Raw genomic sequence first — 16,750 nt, 5'->3', positions numbered from 1 at the left:
GGTTACTCCGCTCTTTCGTTGGTCAGCAACGGATCCCACAGTCGTCGGGCGAGAACTCCGAATCGAGTCGGTTCCTCGGCCCAGACGAATTCGTCGTCCGACGGCGGATCCGCAGCCAACTCCGCCAGTGTTCGAGCTTCTCCGAAAACGTAAGCGTTGCTCGGATCGATCATCTCGCCGTACTGCCCGGTCCACTGGGTGTCCGCACCGTTTGTCGCATCGTCGACCGACTCGCCACCAAAGCGTCGACGCGCGTATTCGGCTGAAGTAGCGGCCCACATCGGCAACGGACGCTGCAGCCCCCGCTCGCGTAGGTCCACCAGTTGCTGCAGGATCTCGGCCGCATTGCCTGGCGCATCGAGCACCGACCGTGCCGCTGCTATCTTTCCCCGGCCCCGTCCGATGGAGACTGCATCGAGCGCACCGGGCCGTCCGTGTGCTTTCAAGGCGAGCAGGTTGATCCAGGCCGTCATCCGATGTTTAGGCGCCAGTGAGGAATACGATGCCCGCACTACTGAATTGCCGTGCACACCGGTTACCGTTCCGGTGAGACGATGCCCGTCACCGAGGTCGATGTCGACGTCGACAGCCTCGGAGTCGCCCTCGAGGTGTGGCAATGCAAGACCGGCAAGTTGGTCTACCACCCACTCGACGTTGCCCAGAACCGAGGCGCCCAGGTTGTAGGGCGGCAAAGTACCGCGGCGCCACTCGGCTGCACGGAAATCCGCCGAGCTGCGTCCAGCCAAGCGCGAGAGAAGCATCCGGTCACCCAGAGCCCAGGTGGACAGTGGATCGAGCTCGGTTGCCAGCGAATCCGCGATGTCGTCGTCGAGTTCCGGTACCCGGACGCCGAGGCGTTGGCGCAGAAAACCACGGGCGGGGTGTACGAGGAAGTTCACCAGGTCGGCAAGGTTCACTTCCTTCGGATGCACCTCGAGTAGCTCGGCCGACAAGACTGTCGGCAATTCGATCGGCGTTCCGGCAGCAGCCCTGGCACCGGCCAGCGCTGCCGTGTCGAAGCTGAACGGCTGATCCGGCGAGAAGTTTCGATTGTCGAACGACTGCAACGGGTGTCGAGTCAGCACCCCGTTGATCGCTTCCGGGCCCACAGTCGCACTGAGTACGTCGAGGAGGCCACTGAGGGGGATCGCCGGCGGTCTGACGACACCGGTGACCGGATCGGCACCGGTATACAACAGAATCAGATGCTCACCCGCAGACATCACGGCATCGAGAAGCAGTTGCCGGTCTTCACTGCGCAGATCACGCTCCCCCACAACGGGATGACGGGACAAGATGTCGTCGCCGTCGACTCCACCGGTTCGAGGGAACACCTCGTCGTCGAGTCCGATCAGCACGACCACGCGATGCGGTACCGAACGCATCGGAACCATCGTGCACACCGTCATTTCGCCGGTTCGGAAGTTGGCACGCGTCGGTCTGCCCGCGAGGCTGCGCGAGAGCATCGCGCGAACATCGGCCAGACGTAACATCGTCTCTCCGCCGAATTCGACAGCAGCTACAAGTTCGCGGTGGGCCCCCGCGCTCTGCCAGGAATCTGCGGGCGCTGTGTCGGTCAGCAGATCCAGGGCCCGCATCAGCACACGAAGCCATTCGGCCGGTGAATGTGGGCCGGCAAGATCGCGAAGCGAGACGGCCAGGCGATCGACGAACTCTGCGAAACGTCCAGTCAGGTCGATGTCTGTGCCGTCCACGTCATCGAGTGGTAGCGCGAGATCCAGCCAGGCATTTTCCGATTCGTCCGCGCTGACCCCCAACAAGATTCGGTCCATGGCGGTGTTGAAGGTGTTCTGCGGAAATGCATCGAGACCGAACGTGGCACGCTGCCGACTACCGATTCCCCAGCGAGCACCCGCTTCCGTCGTCCATTCCCGCAGTCTTTCCAACTCGTCTTCGCCCCACGAAAAACGTGTGCGGACAGGATCAGCCGCTGCCAGGTCGAGAACCTCACTGGCTGTGGCCCGGCCGTCGGCCAATTCGAGGAGAGAGCCGAGAACGGCCAGGACAGGATTGGTCTGACGTAATCCGCGGTCTGCCAGCCTTACTCGAAGAAGGTGCCCCGGGTGGCCATGGACGCCTTGCCCGAATGCAGCACGAACCAAGGGTGCGTACGTTTCGACGTCCGGGCACATCACGAGTACGTCGCGCGGCTGCAATGTCGGGTCGTCCTCGAACAATCGGAGCAGACATTCGCGGAGCACCTCGACCTGCCGTGCCGGCCCGTGGCAAGCGTGGACCTGAACTGTCCCATCCGGTTCCGCTGCAACGCTGGGAGCACGATCTGCGATGACATCGGCCTTGACCGTCGCCAGGAGGGATTTCGGGCCGGCTGGTTCGGGAAGATGCACCGACTCGAACTCGGCGGCACCGAGGCTGATCTGAAGTTCACGAACGTCGCGAGCAAGACTCGACAGCAACGGATTGGCAGATATCAGCGCTGACCCGTCTTCCGAACGTCGGATCGTGCTCTCACTTCGAGGCGGTATGCGCGAGCTCATCTTGGTCCACAGCGCGGGGCTGGGATGCGGGAGCCAGATGTGCACGTCCCGATTCGCACTGAGTGCGCTCAAGATCATTCGCTGATCGACCGGCAGCCGAGTCGGCCCGAAGACCGACAGGCGTTCCGGTAGGTCGACCAAGGCCGGGTCCTCGACCAGCGCGCGGCTCACTTGCCCCAGTCGCTCTGCGGGCCCCGGAACGTCGATCTTGTCCGCGACGATGCACCACAGACGTGCCTGCCATTCGAAATCCTCCGACAGCGCCAATCCGTGCCCGTCGGTCAACCGCCCGGCGGCCCAGTCGATCAGCATCTGCGGGCGTTGCGCGGCATAACTGCGGAAGAGTTCGGTGACATGTGTGGCGGAGGCAAACCGTCGACCTTCACGATGGCCTTCGAGATGCTTCGCCAGGACTCCACACCAGGGCTCGCCGAGGGACTCGTCGATCACGTCGAGAACCATCCACACCAATCGCGTCGGCGACCATGGGTCGTCGTCAGCCGTGATTCCACTGACCGCGGCCACGGACTCCGCGACCAGGCGCGCGGGTGAAGGAAACGCGATGTTCGCAGAAATTCCGTCCACTGCTGACGGTCCGGACGTGCCTAGCTGGGAGGACAGCCGCTGATTGAGCCAACGCTCGACGCCCTTGGCCGGCACCGCAACAGTTTCCCGGGCGAATGGATCCGACAGCGGTGTACGGAGGAGCGTGGCCAACGCCGAGACCAAGGTGTCCGAACGCTCGGCCCGGTACAACTTCAGCAATCTTCGCTCCCCTCACTCCGTCCAGACGTCCATCTCACCACGGCGCTGTGACAGGAGACGCCGAACCAGCCTCACGCAGCGGTGACGCGCAGGCAACATGACCGCAACCGGACGTTCGTACTGTGCGGGAATGACCAGTCCCGTCACCACACCTCGCCCCGCTGGAACCGGTCTCGACATCTCCGGCCTCGGCAAGACCTTCGAGATGGGTCGTCGGTCGGTGACCGCGCTGACCGACGTGTCCCTTCAAACCAGCGAAGGCTCCTTTCTGTCTCTGCTCGGGCCGTCCGGATGCGGGAAGTCCACCGTTCTCCGCATCCTTGCGGGCCTCGACACTCCGACGTCGGGAACAGCACTTGTCAACGGACAGTCGCCCGCCGAGTTACGCAAGCGCCGCGAACTCGGAATCGCCTTCCAGGATTCGGCTTTGCTGCCGTGGCGGACGGTGACCTCCAACATCAAACTGCCGCTTCAGGTTGCCGGCATCGATCCCGACCCCGACCAGATCGCCGACCTGATCGCTCTCGTCGGCCTCGAAGGATTCGAGAAGGCCAAGCCCGCTCAATTGTCCGGCGGTATGCGTCAGCGTGTGTCGATCGCACGATCGCTCGTGGTCAAGCCGAGTGTCCTGCTACTCGACGAACCCTTCGGCGCACTGGACGACATGACCCGCCAACGGCTCAACATCGAATTGCTCAGGATCTGGACCGAGAAACCGGCGACCACGTTGATGGTGACTCACGGAATCGCCGAAGCCGTGTTCCTCTCCGACGTCGTTGCCGTCATGACGCCGAGGCCCGGACGCGTCCTCGAAGTCGTGCCGATCGACCTGCCGCGCCCGCGTACTCCCGAGATGATGCGTACACCCGAGTTCCACGAGATCCACGACTACCTCTCCGGACTGCTCTTCGGAAAAGCAGGCGTCGCATGACAATTACCGATATCGAGAACGTCGCGACCGCGGCGGCGCAGCAATCTGTACCGCGCCGGATCCGATTGAAGCGTCCAACGTGGTTCGGCGGTGCAGTCGGCATCTGCGGACTGATCGTTCTCTGGTGGATTCTGGCGGCGGCCGGTGTTGCGGGAGGCACGATTCCGACGCCGTGGGTGGTTGTCTCGACGATGTTCGACGACGGCTGGTCGCTGTACGGACCCAATTTCACCGTCACGGCTTCCGGTGCGCTGCAGGGCTTTCTCTGGGGAAATCTGCTGGCGATCACGCTTGCCGTGCTTGTCGTCCTCATTCCGCCCATCGAGGGATTGGCCACACAATTGGCGATTCTGAGCTACTGCACACCGCTGTTGGCGCTTGGCCCAATCATCCTGGTCGTCTTCGGCGGCCGGACCCCCACAATCTTTCTCGCCGCGATGTACTGCTTCTTCACCACGATGGTCGGCACACTCGCAGGCCTGAGATCGGCCGACAAGACGAGTCTCGATCTCGTTGCCGCCTACGGTGGTGGGCGTTGGCAGAAGTTCACCAAAGTTCAACTGGTGAGCGCACTTCCGAGTACCTTTGCCGCCCTCAAGATTGCTGCACCCTCGGCTGTACTCGGTGCCATCCTCGGAGAGTATCTCGGCGGGGTGGACAGCGGGATCGGCGTCGCACTCACGGCCGCTCAGACGTCGTACAACGTCCCGCGAACGTGGGGAATGGCCATCGCCGCCGCCTTGCTCGCCGGCCTGGGATACGCCGTCGTCGCAGCGATCGCCCGGCTCGTCACCCCGTGGACGAGCGCTCCGGGAGCACAGAAATGACCGCGGTACGAGGAACATTGAGATTCCTCGCTCCGATTGCCATCGCCTCGGCACTGCTGCTTGTCATCTGGGTGGTCTTCCTCAACGCCTTCCCCCAGGTCGGCCCGCGTGTGGGAAAGACGCCGGCCGACGTCTGGGAGTACCTGTTCTCCGGTCCTAAGTCCGCCGACGCTCGTTCGGGCATCATCGACAACCTGTTCATCACTCTGCGCGACGCCGGTGTCGGCTTTGCCGTCGGAATGACTGCCGCGCTCGTGGTGGCATCGATCTTCGTCGTTTCCCGCACTGTCGAACAGACTTTCATGCCCGTTGCAATGCTTCTACGATCTGTTCCTCTCGTTGCGATGACCCCGATCATCGTCCTGATATTCGGCCGCGGAATCGTGGGTGTGACGGTCATGGTTGCGATAGTGGTGTTCTTCCCAGCCCTCGTCATGATCATGGTCGGTCTACGTGCCGCTCCGGCTCAGGCACAAGACCTCATAGCTGCGTACGGCGGGAGTCGTTGGACCGCATTGCGAATGGTGTCCGTACCGTCCGCACTTCCGGCGGTGTTCGCCGCCGCTAGGGTGTCAGTGCCCGGCGCTTTGATCGGAGCACTGATCGGCGAATGGCTCGGTAGCGGTCAAGGCTTGGGTTCGAGCATGATCAAAGCCATTCCGCGCTACCAGTACAACGAATTGTGGGCATCTATCGTGGTGATCACCGTGGTGTCGATCGTCCTCTACGCCGTGGTCGGGATCTTCGAAAGCATCGCTCTGTCTCGTTTCGGTCCTTCGGCGGGCAAGTCGTGACATCTGTTAACACGACCTCAACAAACTCTCTCTCCCAAGCAAACTGAACGAAACCGACTGGCCCTAGTGTTCCGATTCATGACGCCATTCAAGCCCGTCCGCCAGCTGGACCGCAGGGCCTTCTTCCGCTACTCCGCGCTGACCGGCATCGCAGTCGCCGGTAGTGCGTCATTGCTCGCGTGTAGCAGTGACTCCAGCAGTTCGAGTGGCGGAACCACGGACGACGGTTCCGAATTCGGAACAGTTGCAGTGCAGTTGTCCTGGATCAAGAACATCGAGTTCGCCGGTGAGTACTTCGCTCTCGACAAGGGGTACTACAAGGATGCCGGGTTCGGGAATGTAGACCTGGTGGCAGGTGGCGCAGCCGGTACCGGCGTCGAAGCCGGCTTGGACACCGGCAAGGTGTGGATCGGAATGTCCGCACCGCAGCTCACAGCACCCGCCGTACTCGACGGACTGGAGGCAAAGATCGTCGGGGCGACGTTCCAGAAGAATCCGTTTGCGATTGTCAGTTCCGCTGCGGCACCGATCAACTCACCGCAGGACATGATCGGCAAGAAGATCGGCGTCCAGGATTCCAATCAGCTCGTCTTCGGAGCTCTCCTGGCAGCCAACGGCCTGACCGAAAGCCAGATGACGATCGTGCCCGCGCAGTTCGATCCGAGCCCCCTGGCAAACGGCGAGGTGGACGGCTGGGTCTCCTACGTGACCAACGAGCCGATCACACTGGCCGCCAAAGGTTTCCCCAACGCCCACTTCCTCTTCGCGGACTACAACCTGCCGTTGGTCGCCGAATCGTTCACGGTTCTCCAGTCCACCATCGACAACGAGAGGGACAAGCTCAAGGCATTCCTGAAGGCCGAGATCCAGGGTTGGAAGGACGCGGTCGCTGATCCGGCAGAGTCGGCGCGGCTTGCCGTCGAGGTCTACGGCAAGGACCAGAACCTGGAACTCGAAGAGCAGATCAAGGAAGCCACCGCACAGAACGATCTTGTGGTGTCGGCAGATACCAAAGCCAACGGGTTGTTCACGATGACACCCCAACTGATCGAACAGAACATCGCGGCACTGTCGAAAGCGGGGCTGGAGATTACGGCGGACCAACTGTTCGACATGTCGATCCTCGAAGAGGTGTACGCCGAGAATCCGGAGTTGATCTGAACACCGGTCGTTGGGCACGACGATCTGGTCGTTCCTTTCGAGCATCGCTTCGAGCAACCTGAGATCTGATCGTCGTGCCCAAGCCCGGGTCAGATTGCTGGTTCGGACCGCGGGAACAATCGCGAGAGAACATCGGAGAGAGTGATGATGCCGACCGTTGTTCGTTCGTCTGTGACTACGGCGAGGTGATTTCGGCTCTCCCTCATCGAGGCGAGTGCGAGGTGGACGGGGGTATCGGGCGCAAGGGTGAACGCCGGTCGCATGATGTCCTCGGCGCGGGTGTGGTCGGGTTGGAGCAGGGTGTCGCGAACGTGCACGATCCCGAGAGGAACACCGTTGTCGCGAACGAGGATTCGTAGGTGCCCTGATTGTTTCGATACCGATCGAACGTGGTTCATGGTCGCGGATGTGGTGACGGAGGTCGGAGCTTTGTTGCTCGGAAGCAGATCGCGGACGGTCAGGGTCTGCATGTCGAGGGCGCCGGAGAGTTGCGCGGAGTATCCGGCGTCGAGGGCTCCGACGTTGGTGGAGTGCTCGACCAGGTGCCGCAAGGCGTCGGGGTCCTGGCCGCTGCCGACGTGATCGACCGGTTGCACACCGACTTTGACCAGAAGCCAGTTGGCCATCGAGTTCAGCGATTGCAGTAGAGGCCGGGTGATCCACATGAATCCGCGCATCGGGATGGCGAGCAGTGTGGCGGATTTCTCGGGGTGGGCGATCGCCCAGGATTTCGGTGCCATTTCACCGACGACCAGATGCAGGAAAGTCACGATGATCAGCGCGAGAACGAAACCGGCGACGTCGGCGATCCACAGCGGCATACCCCAATTCGAGAAGGCAGGGGTGAGCCAGTGGTGGACGGCGGGTTTGGTGATCGCGCCGAGTGCGAGGGTGCAGACGGTGATGCCGAGTTGGGAGCCGGCGAGGAGCACGGTTAGTTCGGAGGCGCTGCGCAGTGCGGCTCGGGCGGAGCGGCTGTTGGGGGCGGCGTCTTCGAGGCGGTGCCGTTTGGCGGAAATGAGGGCGAATTCGACGGCGACGAAGAAGGCGCTCAATGCGATGAGGCCGACGGTGATCGCAATGACGATCCAGGGATTGCTCATCGGTTCTCCTCCGCGGCTTCAGTCCCGGCCATCTCGGTGGGGTCGAGGCGTAGTCGTAGTGATGCCGGGACGTGCCGCTCGACGGACAGGACATCGATGACCAGTGAATGTCGGGGTTGTTCGCCGTCGGAAATCAGGTCGGCGGGATCAGGTGGCAATTCGACGCGGATTCGGGTCCCTTCGGCCGGAAGTTCGCCATGATGAGCGATGGTGAAGCCGGCGATCGTCTCGTAGTCACCGCTCGGGAGGTCGTGTCCGATGGTGCGTTCGATCTCGTCGAGGTGCACGCCACCGTCGACGGTCCACGATCCGTCCTCGCTGGGTAGTTCGAGTGGCAGATCGGGGTCGTGTTCGTCGGTGATTTCGCCGACGAGTTCTTCGGCGATGTCCTCGAGGGTGATAATTCCGGCGAATCCACCGTATTCGTCGATGACGCAAGCGAGTTGGTTCTTGCTGTCGGTGAGTTCGGCCAGGGCCTTCGGCAGGGGAAGTATCGTCGGGAAGATCAGGGCGGAGCGGGTGAGTGCGCGCACAGTCAGATCAGTGGTCGGCGTCAGGCCGAGAACATCCTGAAGGTGGATGACGCCGACGATGTCCTCGGAATCTGCCCCCACGACGGGATATCTGGAGTGCCCTCGCCCCATGAGAGTGAGGACGTGGTCGAGGGAGTCGTCAGCGCGGACGGTGTCGACATGGGTGCGGGGGATCATCGCGTGCTCCACCGGACGAGTGGGGAAATCGAGAATACGATCGAGCATCGTCGACAACTCGGGCGGCAGAGTCCCGGTTTCGCGGGACTCGGCGACGATGTGCTCGAGGTCGCGGGCGGAGGCGGAGTGTTCGACGTCGTGCACCGGCTCGATCTTCAGGGCGCGAAGCAGCAGGTTCGACGCTTGGTCGAAGATCCAGATCAGCCAGCCGAACAGTTTCAGATAGAGGGTGGTCGAGCGAGCTAGCCACCGGGCCACCGGTTCGGGACGGGCGATGGCCAGGTTCTTCGGAAAGAGCTCACCGAAGAGCATCTGGACCAGAGTGGAGAACAGCAAAGCCAAGACAGCACCGATCCCGAGCCCGACGGCGGTGGGAATGCCGATGCCACCGAAGATCGTTCCCAACGATTCACCGATGAGAGGTTCGGCGACATAACCGACGAGCAGACCGGTGACCGTGATACCCAGCTGGGCGCCGGAGAGCATGAACGAGGTGCGTCGCGTCACCGCCAGAGCCCGCTGCGCCCCCGAATCGCCGGCCTGGGCGAGTGAATTGAGCCGGGATCGGTCCACGGCCATGTAGGCGAACTCTTGGGCAACGAAGTAGCCGGTCACTGCGGTGATCAGCAGAACGACCAGCACACCGAGCAGCAGTGTCAGGGCGATCATCATGAGCCGGACACCTCGCCATCACATGCGTTCACGTAGTGGGGTGTGTCCGGCCTGGGTCTGTGGCTGTCCATGGGTCTCTCTGTCGATGCGAAAGAAGCCTTGTTCTTTACTCTACGTTTACCCTGCCGGGAAAGTTCCCACCGGCATACGTTTTCACCGAAAGTATTCGCTGCGAAGAGGGAAACGATGTGGCTACGAATAGAACATCGGTTCCCAGCATTTCCCCCCCAGGGGACCGTAGATTGCCCTACTCGATACCGGGGCCTACGCGCATCGCGTCCTTCCTGGAGCGTCCCGCCAGCAATTCCTGTCCAGTCAGATGAAGCGCAGCCGATTCGATTGTGCACATGCACTAATAATTGCAATCACCGCTGGGATCGTGCCGAAGATTTCACACCGTGTCATGCGGTGTTCTTGTTCCAGACGCCTGGAGACTTTCACCTCATGGCGATGACGCTGGAGGCTAAATGAGTAAGACGTGGTTGCGACACTCGACTGTGGCAATGATATCCGCGGTAGCTGTGCTGGTCGGTGCGAATACTGCGGCGGGTGATCCCACCGATATCGTATTTCCTCCGGACCAGAACCAGCTCCCACAACTGCCGTCCGAACCGCAACTCTACGATCAGCTGCCGATTCCGACCCCCTCGGAAGACCCCTGGTACAACGATCCGGAGGACCTCGCGTCCTATGCACCGGGTCAGATTGTGCGCACTCGGGAGGTGCAGACCCGGTTGGTCGGTATTCCGGTTCCCGTCTACACCAAGCAACTACTCTTCCGATCGAACGATGTCCACGACAATCCGATCGTGACAGCCACGACGGTCATCGTGCCAGGCATTCCGTGGCAGGGAAGTACCCGGCCGGTGGTCTCGTTCCAGGAGGCCATCGACTCCACCGATTCGTCCTGCAATCCCTCGCACACCTTGCAGGTCGGCACGATGAAGGAGTCCCCGCTCGTGGCCGGTTGGCTGGCGCAGGGCTTCGCCATCAACGTCCCCGACTTCGACGGCAAGTTCAACACGTTCAACACCTATGCCGAGGGCAAGATGGTGCTGGACAGCCTGCGCGCGGTGAAGAACGATGAGGGGCTGGGCCTGGCCGATCCGGGCATCGCGTTGTACGGATACTCCGGTGGCGGCTCGGGATCGATGCGCGCTGCCGAACTGCGTGCGACCTACGCGCCCGACGTACGGCTGCTGGGCACGGCCGCGGGCGCCACCCCAGGCAGCCTCACCGGCATCGCACGATATGCAGTGCAGCCGCACCCCGGACTCGCGGGAGCCGGAAATTTCACCATGTGGCTCGGGTTCGTAGCCTTGGCACGGGAATACCCGGACGTGTTCCGGCCTGAGGAATTGCTCACCGAGGAAGGCCAGCAATTGCTGCGCGATTTCCAATCTCGCTGTGTCATCACCATCGCGCCCTCAGGGGCTTACCGCCCACTCAGCGCATATTTCAAACCAGGTAAATCGTTGGACACCGAACCTGCGGTCATGCAAGTGCTCGAAGAAAACAGTCTCGGCAAGCACATCCCGGACAGCCCGATCCTGTGGTGGCACGGCATCTGGGACGAGATCGTGCCACCCTCGACAGTGCTGCCGACAGTGAACAAGTACTGGGACAGCGGTGCCGACATGCGGTTCATCACCGTACCGTTGCCCGAGCACGGACTCAATGCCGTCACTGGTTGGGCTCCGGCGGTAGCGTGGACCAGCGCCGTACTGCGCGGCTTGTCCCCAGGTCCGAAGTTCAATCTCGGGTCCCCCGCCCCTCTGCCCGCAGGCTTCCCAGGAGCTTGAGCGAATTGGTCGTGGGTACCAGTGACTGAGGAGGCAATATGGCGCATTCCCCCGAACCCGGGCCCGCGCACGACGAGCAATGGCAGCACGTGATCGCCCGGGCGCACGCCCGGGCGGCCGGCTTGGCCACCACTCTAAAGACCGACGACCTGCTGCCGCACTCCATGCTGGACGCAGACTTCGTGCCCAGCGTGCAGCTCAACATCGCATTGTTCTTCCGGTCACTCGTCATGGAACACGAACTGACCAGGGAAGACACCCGCCCGATCGTCGAACGGGCGTTGCGACTGATCCGTGACGGCATGTCCCTCGAGGAGATCCTGACCAACTACCGGGTCGGCACCGCATTCCTATGGAGCGAGTCCATCCTGGCCCTCGAACCAGATGAGTACCCGCTATTGCCCAAACTCGGGCTGTGCCTGACCAACTACCTCAATTTGGTGGTCACACACATCGCCACCACCCTGATCGAGGACAGCCGGCAGCCACGCTGGGACATCCTGGAACGCCAAGGCGAGATCGCCGCCGACCTGCTCGCTGGACGCGAGGTCAGCGGATGGACGGGCGCACCCGAGATCCCCATCGCGGAATCGTTCATCGTTGCCGCGGTACGACTCGGTCAACCGGCGCCCGGCACCCTCACCGCCCTCCGCGACCGGCTCGGGCTGCTCCCGGGCACCTTCCTCTACCGCGACAACGGCGGTTGGATCGCGCTCGTCCCCCTGCGCCCGGGCGACGAACGCGATCCGGCGTCGGCGTTAGCCAGCCGAATCGTACTGTCCAACAGTGCCATTCAGTCTGAATTCTGGATTGGGGTCGCGACCGCACTTACGCGGGCGGACATCCCCGGGGCCTATGCCGAAGCACGGACCGTCGCCGAGACCGCCCGCGCCCTCGGCCGGGCTGAAACGGTCTGCACCCGAAATCGCATGATATTCGAGTATTCCGTGGCTGCGGGCGGACCAACGCTGACGGCCCTGGCAGCGTTACTCGATCCCCTTGCCGATCATCCTGCGCTGCTGGAGACGCTCGATGCGTTCATCGACAGCGAGTTCAACCACAACGTCTCCGCCCAGGCACTGTTCATCCATCGCAACACAGTTACCTACCGGCTCTCCCGCATCGCCGAACTCACCGGCTATGACCCGCTACTGCCCAGCGGCGTCTCCACTCTCATGGCCGCACGGGTCGGCCAGCGCATCGTTACTTACTCTGCTCACACCGCGAATCCTCACCGGCGCCGCTCCGATCCTGCGGTCTGAGTATTCAGAAGCTATTGGAGCCGAAGCAACTACTTTGGCGGGCTTCGGAGACTCGCCCGAAGCCCACCAAAGTGGCGGCGCACGTCCCGCCAATCTTCGCTGCATCTCGACAGGCCGTCGGTGCTGAAGTTCTTTGCCCCGGGTACCACCGAAAGAAATGCCGATTCGAGCGGCCACTTGCCGAGAGGCGCAAGACGAGCACCGACGCTGTGAAGCCGCTGGACACCTTTTCGGTGCCGGCGGCTTTGTCCATGCCGTATCGCAATTGCAGGTAGGCGGGACGGGCGCCCACAGAGTTCCCGCTTTTGGCGAACTATTGGCCGAAGTTGAACCTGAGATTCGCATTTATCAAGGTGTTGAGCCGCTTTCGCATCCGCACGACCTCCGCCTCGGACGGTATCGGATCTTCGAGGAAAAGCGTCCAACGCAGCATCGTGCCGTTTCCGACCGCCTCGATGTCGAATCGGATGACGGCGTCGGGGCGGTCCGGCCAGATCGACGACCAGATCACCAGCCCCGGTTCTTCAGCCCTGACGATCTCCGGTGCGATCTCGCTCTTGAGCAGTTCCAACCAGTGCCGGGCGGGCTGGCGGTACGGATCGATCAATGCCTCGAACATGAAGCGCGCAGGCGGCGGCTGGCTCCGGCGCCTCGTCGCGACTTGCTGCATGGCACGAGCGTAACCGCCTCTCAAGGGCATACCTCTGCCTTCGCAGTGCTGGATCCACGAAAACTGGGATAAACCGGGCATCGACGGAGGACACTCAGGAGCACATCCGTCTGGGAGGGCCGCTCATGCGTAAACGCCATCAGGTTCTGCTTGCAGTGTCCGCAGCGATCGGGCTGTCTCTGACGCCGATCAATGCGTCGGCAACACCGAGCACGGGAGTACACGGTGAAATTCTCGGGCAGGTGACTTTCGACGGCAAGGACTACATCCTGCGTCAGATCACCATCGACCCCGGCGGTTCCACCGGTTGGCACTTCCACGACGGGACGCTCTACGCACTGATCGCGCAGGGCACGTTGAGCCACTACCGATCCGATTGCTCCGTCGACGGGATCTACAGCGCCGGAAATACTTTGATCGAACCGAGCGGTTCAGATCATGTGCACATCGGAAACAACTCGCAGACAACACCATTGGTACTCGAGGTCGTCTACGTCAATCCGGCGGGCAGCCCCCTCTCCGAAGATGCTGCGCCTCCCAACTGCCAACTACCCGGCTGACGGCGCCGAAGCCGTAAACCGCACCGGCATCGATTCGAGACCGGACACGAAGTTGGCGGCACGCCGCTGCAACGGCGCGTCGGTGGCAAGTGCCATTCCCGGCAGCCTGGCGAAGAGTTGCTCGAACATGATCCGTCCCTCGAGCCTGGCCAGCTGATTACCCAGACAGAAATGCGTTCCGAAGCCGAAGGCCACGTGCGGATTCGGTGTGCGGCCGATATCGAACCGTTCGGCGTTCAGGAACACGGACTCGTCGAAATTTGCCGATTCGAAGAGCAGCAGCATCTTCTCACCCGCCTTCAGTTGCGCACCGAAGAAATCGGTATCACGGGTCAGAGTTCGAGCCATGTTCTTGATCGGCGAGGACCACCGCAGCATCTCCTCCATCGCCAACGGAATGGCATCGGGATCGTCGACCAGCGCTCGATGCTGGTCCGGATGGCGCAGCAGCTGCTCCATGCCGCCGCTCAGGACGTGCCGTGTGGTCTCGTCACCGCCGATGAGTATCAGTAGGGACTCGTTGACGATTTCCTGATCGGAGAGGGCCTCGCCGTCGACCTCACTGTGAATCAATGTGCTCACCAAATCGTCGGCCGGCTCGCTCCTCCGCTCGGCAATGGTTCGCATCATGTACGCGGTGAAGTCGACATACGCAGCCATCATGGCCTCCAGTTGCTCCTGGGAAGCGTTGCTTCCCAATGCCTTCACCAGATCATCCGACCACCGCAGAAACAACGCGCGTTCCTCGGGACGGACACCCAACATGTCGCCGATGACGGCCATGGGAAGCGGTGCCGCCAGGTCTGCGACGAAGTCGGCTTCCCCTTTCTCACAGACGGCGTCGATCAGTTGATCGCAGATCTCCCGGATACGGCCGGCCTTGGCTTCGACCTTCTTACGTGTGAAACCCGCGTTGACCAAGCGTCGACGCGTGAGGTGCTGCGGGTCGTCCATGTCGATCATCTGCGGCAATGGACCCGTTTCGGGACGGATGCCGCCGGCGTTGGAGAACAGTTCGGGATCCCGCTCGGCTGCGACGACGGCGTCGTAGCTCGCGGCCGCGGTGATTCCGTTGGCGTCGTCTCGGTACACGGGCTCGTGATCACGCATCCAGGCGTATGCGTCGCGCACATTCCCGAGGTCTCCGCTGTAGAAGCGTCCGTCGATCAAATCGAAGGTCGGTCTGGTAGCCATCACTCCGCCTCTCGCACAACCCTTGCCTCAATAAGTAGAACCTGTTCCTATATAGCGTGGGGCGTTTTCACCGAAGCCGAACCGGAAAACCTCCAGAATCAGCACGCGAGCCCGCCGGAGCAACGACCAGGAGACACGCATGGACGACGACACCGCCTCAGCGGGCATACCCACTTTCACCGGCACATCGATACTGGTGACCGGCGGCGGTAGTGGCATCGGTCTGGGCATCGTTCGTTCGCTGGTTGCGTCTGGCGCTCACGTCACGATCTGCGGACGCAACAAGGAGAAACTCGAAGCTGCCGCCGAATCGATCCGGCAGTCGAGTCCGGAAGGATCCGTCAGCGTCTCCCCTGCCGACGTCACGATCGAGGCAGACGTCGTCGCCGCTGTCGCCGCGGCGGTCTCCGTCACCGGAAAGCTCGACGGAGTCGTGGCCTGCGCCGGCGGGAACGAAACCATCGCACCGGTCACGCAACTCGACGTCGACGCGTGGCGCCGCACCGTCGACCTCAACGTCACGGGGACCATGCTGACGATCAAGCACGGCGCTCGGGCGCTGGTGGCAGGCGGCGGTGGATCCATCGTCGCGATCTCGTCGATCGCCAGCAGCAACACACATCGCTGGTTCGGCGCGTACGGTGTCTCGAAGTCCGGCGTCGACCACCTGGTGCAGTTGGCAGCAGACGAACTGGGCGCCAGCAACATTCGTGTCAACGCGATCCGCCCGGGGCTGACCCGAACGGATCTGGTCGCGCTCATCACCGACGGTGGCCCCATCCTGGACGACTACCTGGCCAACACGCCGCTCGAACGCGTCGGCGAGGTCGAGGACGTCGCCGGACTCGCTTCCTTCCTCCTCGGACCGCAGTCCACCTGGATCACCGGGCAGATCATCAACGTCGACGGAGGCCAAATGCTGCGCCGCGGACCGGATTTCCGCTCGATGCTCGAACCCGTCTACGGATCCGACGGGCTCCGCGGGGTGGTCGCGCCATGAGCTACACGATTCTGGGCAAGAAGGTCGAGATGCCCGTCGAAGTTCGCACCGCGTCAGCCTTCATGGCGTTGTACTCGGTACCCAGCGCAACGGCGCAGTCGATCATCGATTACACCGGCTTGACCGTCCTCCAATACCGTCCCGGCCGGGCGCTGTGCGGCCTGGTTTTTGTCGACTACATCGATGGGGATCTGGGGCCGTACAACGAATTCGGGGTGACGTACATGGTGCGTAGCCACACTGCGCCTCCCGAAACCTCGGTGCTGGGAGATCTACGTTCGCTCGCTGCCGGAACTGCAGGGGCACTCATTCACGAGTTGCCGGTGGACGGAGAGTTCACCAAGGCCGCCGGCCGGGAAATCTGGGGATTCCCGAAGGTGCTCGCCGAGTTCGACACCGAGCACGTCGGCTCGGTCAAGCGCGGATCCGTCTCGCGCGACGGCAAACTCATCACACAGTTGAGTGTGAAGTCCGGCGTCAGCGTGCCTGGCGGCGGAGCCAACATGTCGTTGGCCGCGTACTCGCATCTCGACGGCGCAACCAGGTGCACGTCGTGGGACATGGCGCCGACCGGCGTCAAATCGCGCCCTGGTGGAGCAGAGGTTCAGCTGGGTAGTCACCCGATGGCGGCGGAGCTTCGGAAACTGGGACTCCCCCGCCGGGCCCTGATGACCACGACCATCAAAAACCTGGCGATGACGTTCGGGGAGGCGACAACGATCTGAGTGTCAGCCGACGGCACCCCTTTCGGTCACGTGTGACTCGGGCTACACTCCTGGA

The 16,750-nt window shown here is 62.5% G+C and carries 14 protein-coding genes; 9 read left to right on the top strand and 5 right to left on the bottom strand.

Annotated features, from left to right (window positions below):
* Positions 1 to 2: 2 nt before the first annotated feature.
* Complete coding sequence (gene recC / locus B0E55_RS01245) at positions 3 to 3,284, bottom strand: exodeoxyribonuclease V subunit gamma (protein WP_080908929.1); 3,282 nt, start codon at positions 3,282 to 3,284, stop codon at positions 3 to 5.
* 97 nt (positions 3,285 to 3,381) lie between these two features.
* Here recC and B0E55_RS01240 point away from each other — a divergent pair, with 97 nt between their 5' ends.
* The 4 genes from B0E55_RS01240 to B0E55_RS01225 all read left to right on the top strand — a co-directional run bounded on the left by B0E55_RS01240 (position 3,382) and on the right by B0E55_RS01225 (position 6,997).
* Positions 3,382 to 4,215, top strand: a complete 834-nt coding sequence (locus B0E55_RS01240; protein WP_020906250.1) for an ABC transporter ATP-binding protein — start codon at positions 3,382 to 3,384, stop codon at positions 4,213 to 4,215.
* The gene (locus tag B0E55_RS01235; RefSeq protein ID WP_029254471.1) at positions 4,212 to 5,042 is read left to right on the top strand and encodes an ABC transporter permease; all 831 of its coding nucleotides are present in this window, start codon (positions 4,212 to 4,214) and stop codon (positions 5,040 to 5,042) included. Before B0E55_RS01240 ends, B0E55_RS01235 begins: the two co-directional genes overlap by 4 nt.
* Positions 5,039 to 5,836 carry an ABC transporter permease gene (locus tag B0E55_RS01230; protein WP_003945590.1) on the top strand — a complete coding sequence of 266 codons (798 nt, stop codon included), beginning with the start codon at positions 5,039 to 5,041 and terminating at the stop codon, positions 5,834 to 5,836. Before B0E55_RS01235 ends, B0E55_RS01230 begins: the two co-directional genes overlap by 4 nt.
* Positions 5,837 to 5,914: 78 nt before the next feature.
* Positions 5,915 to 6,997 (top strand): ABC transporter substrate-binding protein, encoded by a 1,083-nt coding sequence (locus B0E55_RS01225; protein WP_020968444.1) that lies wholly within the window; start codon positions 5,915 to 5,917, stop codon positions 6,995 to 6,997.
* Between the two features lie 89 nt (positions 6,998 to 7,086).
* Here B0E55_RS01225 and B0E55_RS01220 read toward each other — a convergent pair whose 3' ends face one another.
* Positions 7,087 to 8,100, bottom strand: coding sequence for a hemolysin family protein (locus tag B0E55_RS01220; protein ID WP_020968443.1), 1,014 nt, complete (start codon positions 8,098 to 8,100; stop codon positions 7,087 to 7,089).
* Positions 8,097 to 9,482, bottom strand: coding sequence for a hemolysin family protein (locus tag B0E55_RS01215; RefSeq protein WP_020968442.1), 1,386 nt, complete (start codon positions 9,480 to 9,482; stop codon positions 8,097 to 8,099). Before B0E55_RS01215 ends, B0E55_RS01220 begins: the two co-directional genes overlap by 4 nt.
* A gap of 467 nt (positions 9,483 to 9,949) precedes the next feature.
* On the opposite strand from B0E55_RS01215, the gene B0E55_RS01210 reads away from it, so the two are divergent.
* Both B0E55_RS01210 and B0E55_RS01205 read left to right on the top strand, forming a co-directional pair.
* Positions 9,950 to 11,284: a lipase family protein gene (locus tag B0E55_RS01210; protein ID WP_020968441.1), complete on the top strand. Its 1,335-nt coding sequence runs from the start codon at positions 9,950 to 9,952 to the stop codon at positions 11,282 to 11,284.
* Positions 11,285 to 11,322: 38 nt separating this feature from the next.
* On the top strand, positions 11,323 to 12,546 hold the full coding sequence (locus B0E55_RS01205; protein WP_080908928.1) for a PucR family transcriptional regulator: 1,224 nt from the start codon (positions 11,323 to 11,325) through the stop codon (positions 12,544 to 12,546).
* 313 nt (positions 12,547 to 12,859) lie between these two features.
* On the opposite strand, the gene B0E55_RS01200 is transcribed toward B0E55_RS01205, so the two are convergent.
* Positions 12,860 to 13,216, bottom strand: coding sequence for a hypothetical protein (locus tag B0E55_RS01200; RefSeq protein ID WP_241895979.1), 357 nt, complete (start codon positions 13,214 to 13,216; stop codon positions 12,860 to 12,862).
* Between the two features lie 125 nt (positions 13,217 to 13,341).
* On the opposite strand from B0E55_RS01200, the gene B0E55_RS01195 reads away from it, so the two are divergent.
* Positions 13,342 to 13,776 (top strand): cupin, encoded by a 435-nt coding sequence (locus B0E55_RS01195; RefSeq protein ID WP_003945598.1) that lies wholly within the window; start codon positions 13,342 to 13,344, stop codon positions 13,774 to 13,776.
* Here the strand turns inward: B0E55_RS01195 and B0E55_RS01190 are convergent.
* On the bottom strand, positions 13,765 to 14,970 hold the full coding sequence (locus tag B0E55_RS01190) for a cytochrome P450 (RefSeq protein ID WP_080908927.1): 1,206 nt from the start codon (positions 14,968 to 14,970) through the stop codon (positions 13,765 to 13,767). The genes B0E55_RS01195 and B0E55_RS01190 overlap by 12 nt on opposite strands.
* A 139-nt stretch (positions 14,971 to 15,109) precedes the next feature.
* Between B0E55_RS01190 and B0E55_RS01185 the strand changes: the two genes are divergently transcribed.
* The gene (locus B0E55_RS01185) at positions 15,110 to 15,970 is read left to right on the top strand and encodes an SDR family oxidoreductase (RefSeq protein ID WP_080908926.1); all 861 of its coding nucleotides are present in this window, start codon (positions 15,110 to 15,112) and stop codon (positions 15,968 to 15,970) included.
* Complete coding sequence (locus B0E55_RS01180; protein ID WP_007734116.1) at positions 15,967 to 16,695, top strand: acetoacetate decarboxylase family protein; 729 nt, start codon at positions 15,967 to 15,969, stop codon at positions 16,693 to 16,695. Before B0E55_RS01185 ends, B0E55_RS01180 begins: the two co-directional genes overlap by 4 nt.
* Positions 16,696 to 16,750: the final 55 nt, after the last annotated feature.

The organism is Rhodococcus sp. 66b (assembly GCF_002076325.1).
Classification (GTDB): domain Bacteria; phylum Actinomycetota; class Actinomycetes; order Mycobacteriales; family Mycobacteriaceae; genus Rhodococcus_F; species Rhodococcus_F erythropolis.
The sequence above is the reverse complement of the archived record's forward strand: the minus strand, read 5'-3'. Positions and strand labels throughout refer to the sequence as shown.